The following is a 544-nucleotide window of genomic DNA, read 5'->3' on the forward strand; positions in this document are numbered from 1 at the left end:
GTGCCGGGCGCACCGAGTTGAGGAAGACGTTGGCGTGCCGGTTGGCGATCTGCTGAGTGCGTTCGTTGATGCGACGCAATTGCTCGCGCGGCGACAGGCCATCGGCCGAGCGGACCGAAAGTCCCATCTCGTCGCGGCGTTTGAGTCCGGCCACCCGCACCATGTAGAACTCGTCGAGATTCGACGCGAAGATGGCCAGGAACTTCGCCCGCTCCAGTAGTGGCAGCGAGGTGTCGGCCGCCAAGGCCAGCACCCGGGCGTTGAAGTCGAGCCAACTCAACTCCCGGTTGAGGTACCGGTCCTCGGGCAGTGCGTTGTCCACAGCAGGCGAGGTGGCCGCCGGCGGCGCTTCCGGCGTCGACGACTCGTCGGGCCGCCCCGATACGACCGCCGCGGTGTCCCGTTGGGAGTTCTCCGATCGGATACCCGGCGCTGCTTCGGTGGCTTCGCTCATCTGTCCGATCATTCCCTATCGCGCGGGTCCTCGGCTACCTACTGACGTGCCTTCCGAGCGTGCGTGCGGTTGCGTTGCCGACGCCGAGGC

The 544-nt window shown here is 66.9% G+C and carries 1 pseudogene; it reads right to left on the bottom strand.

What is annotated here, in order from left to right:
• Nucleotides 1-454: pseudogene (locus IMZ11_RS43575) on the bottom strand (hypothetical protein); the annotation flags it as partial.
• Between the last annotated feature and the right edge of the window lie 90 nt (nt 455-544).

Source organism: Microtetraspora sp. AC03309 (assembly GCF_020826795.1).
In the GTDB taxonomy this organism is placed as follows: domain Bacteria; phylum Actinomycetota; class Actinomycetes; order Streptosporangiales; family Streptosporangiaceae; genus Microtetraspora; species Microtetraspora glauca.